The organism is Streptomyces sp. NPDC051105 (assembly GCF_040682795.1).
In the GTDB taxonomy this organism is placed as follows: domain Bacteria; phylum Actinomycetota; class Actinomycetes; order Streptomycetales; family Streptomycetaceae; genus Streptomyces.
On sequence record NZ_JBFBBR010000053.1, the window covers coordinates 1 to 2,749 of the forward strand.

Below are 2,749 nucleotides of genomic sequence, written 5' to 3' on the forward strand. Positions count from 1 at the left end.
CTATCTTTTTTTTCAAATTTAAGCTAAAATGAATTGATGGTTCTGTTGCGAAGTTTGAAAATCAAACGCGCCCTCTCTGAACTCCAAATATCTTAGGCTGGTATTCCCATTAATACCTTGATTTCAGTAGACACCGAAAAGCCGAAGAGCGTTCCATTTCTTCGGTTCTTTTTATATATTCCTCGAAGGGTCTCCATGCCCTTAATCGTGGAAGAGGCTGTACGGAGACTTTGATAAAATTTATTCCGTCGTTTAATAGGTCGATGGTCTTGTTCTATTAAATTGTTAAGATACTTCACAGTTCGGTGCTCTGTCTTAGTATATAAACCCACACTCTGTAACTTTCTAAAGGCGGAGCCAAGAGAAGGTGCTTTATCGGTCACAATTGCTTTCGGCTCACCAAACTGTTTATGGAGTCGTTTTAAGAAAGCATAGGCTGCTTGCGTATCCCGTTTCTTTCGTAACCAGATATCTAAGGTTAAGCCGTCCGCATCAATTGCACGATAAAGATAATGCCAACGTCCCTTAATTTTGATATAGGTTTCGTCCATTTTCCATGAATAGAAGGATTGTCTATTTTTCTTCTTCCAAAGATAATAGAGGACTTTGCTGTACTCTTGCACCCAACGATAAATCGTAGTATGACAAACATTTATTCCACGATCATATAACAATTCCTGAACTTCACGATAGCTTAGATTGTAACGCAGGTAGTAACCAACAGCGACAATAATGACGTCTTTTTTGAATTGTTTGCCTTTAAAATGATTCATTACTCTGTCCTCTCTGTCTTTTTTCTCAATTTTACACTAAAATAGATTTTTTGGAAAACTTTGCAACAGAACCTATTGGAGAATTCAAGGAAATCACAAAGAATTACGTCGATTGGTTTAACAATCGACGAATATCACAGAAAACAAAAGGCATGACTCCCTGCGAATACAGGGAACATGCCTTAGCAGTTTAAAAATATTCAATTTTGTCTTGCACTTTACGGCTCATGCTGTTTTAGACTCTTTTTTATGCAATTTTGTCTTAGTTTTTAATAATTTAATGCGCTTTAAAGTAGTTTTTTATGATTTGCTTTTTATTAATTTGCTGGCTTTAATGAAATCTCGTTGTATCCAGAATGAGATTAGCAGTGCCAATAGATCAATCAAAATAAAGGCAGCTAATGTCAAAGTATAATTGTGGAACAGTTGATGTGTTAATGATAATAGTAATGGTCCAACAACTCCGGCAGCAGCCCATGCTGTCAGTACATATCCATGAACAGCTCCTAATTCTTTAGTACCAAAGACATCACCTAAGTAGGCTGGGATGACAGAAAAGCCTGCTCCATAACAAGACATCAACAAGCATAATGCAATGACAAATAGGAGCGGTAATTTGAAGATGAGCATGGCTGAAAGCATTACAATATCGAGAATAAAAATGGTACTGAAAGTAGCAGGGCGCCCGATATAATCAGACAAAGTTGCCCATATCAAACGTCCAAAGCCATTGAAAAGGCCTATGATTCCAACCATAATTGCGGCTGTTTGGACAGACATGCCGGTCATACTTTGAGCCATGGGGGATGCAGCTGAGACAAGGCCGATCCCGCATGTAATATTGATAAATAACATTATCCAAAGAAAAGTGAAGGATTTAGTTTTGAGGGCTTGGTTAGCTGTTAGCTCCGGTCCTCGGGTTAGACGTGTTCCCTTTTTTTGAGAAATGCTATTTTCAGTAGTGCTTGATAGTGCCAGATTTGGACGAACAATAAACTGTGCAGCGAGCAGCATAATAACAAAATAAAATGTTCCTAAGAGATAGAATGTTTGTTCAAGACCAACACTAGCCATTAGCTGTTGAGCAACAGGACCAGTCAGCATTGCTGCAAAACCAAATCCCATAATAGCTAACCCCGTTGCTAAACCGCGTTTGTCTGGAAACCATTTAATAATTGTTGATACAGGGGTAACGTATCCTGCTCCCAGTCCTAAGCCGCCTATGACACCATATGAGAGATATAATAGCCAAATTGAATTTTGATGGATAGCCCAACCAGTCATAATGGTTCCAGTTCCGTAAAGAAAGCTAGCAATAGTTCCCGTTAGTCTAGGGCCTATTTTTTCAACGACTTTGCCCATAAAGGCGGCTGACATTCCCAAGAAGAAAATAGCGATACTAAATGCAAGAGCGACTGAGGATTCTGCCCAACCATTTTGTTTTGCAATTGGATTAGTAAAAACACTCCAAGCATAAACGGAACCAATCATTAAATGAAACATGACACCTGCAAACGCAACAACATAGCGATTTGTTTTCAATACCTATTCCTCCATTTTTGATAGTATACGAATAAGTATACGAATAATTTAAACGTTGTTAACAACCATTGTTGTCATATAATAATAATATCACATTGATTATCACATTTAAACAATTAAATTTTAGTATAAGACGAATTTTAACGTTGGCTAATGAAAAGTACATTTAAGTTAGCTATAGTACTGGGAAAAAACAAATTACGGTTGCTGTTTTTGAACAAATAAAAAAGCACAGGGAACCTAAAGTGCTCCATAATTGTTAGACAAGAAATCTAACAGTTATGGAGCACTTTAAAAGTTATGCTTATTTTGGTTCTGTTGCGAAGTTTGAAAATCAAACTCGCCCTCTCTGAACTCCAAATATCTTAGGCTGGTATTCCCATTAATACCTTGATTTCAGTAGACACCGCAAAGCCGAAGAGCGTTCCATTTCT

3 protein-coding genes are annotated in these 2,749 nt (G+C 37.6%); 1 reads left to right on the forward strand and 2 read right to left on the reverse strand.

Annotated elements, in window-relative coordinates; genetic code table 11:
• Positions 1-92 precede the first annotated feature (92 nt).
• Positions 93-773, reverse strand: a complete 681-nt coding sequence (locus AB0N16_RS41560) for an IS6-like element ISS1N family transposase (RefSeq protein ID WP_014727478.1) — start codon at positions 771-773, stop codon at positions 93-95.
• A gap of 50 nt (positions 774-823) precedes the next feature.
• Between AB0N16_RS41560 and AB0N16_RS41565 the strand changes: the two genes are divergently transcribed.
• Positions 824-967 carry an IS3 family transposase gene (locus tag AB0N16_RS41565; RefSeq protein WP_101812836.1) on the forward strand — a complete coding sequence of 48 codons (144 nt, stop codon included), beginning with the start codon at positions 824-826 and terminating at the stop codon, positions 965-967.
• 106 nt (positions 968-1,073) lie between these two features.
• Here AB0N16_RS41565 and AB0N16_RS41570 read toward each other — a convergent pair whose 3' ends face one another.
• On the reverse strand, positions 1,074-2,315 hold the full coding sequence (locus AB0N16_RS41570) for an OFA family MFS transporter (protein WP_356489087.1): 1,242 nt from the start codon (positions 2,313-2,315) through the stop codon (positions 1,074-1,076).
• Positions 2,316-2,749: the final 434 nt, after the last annotated feature.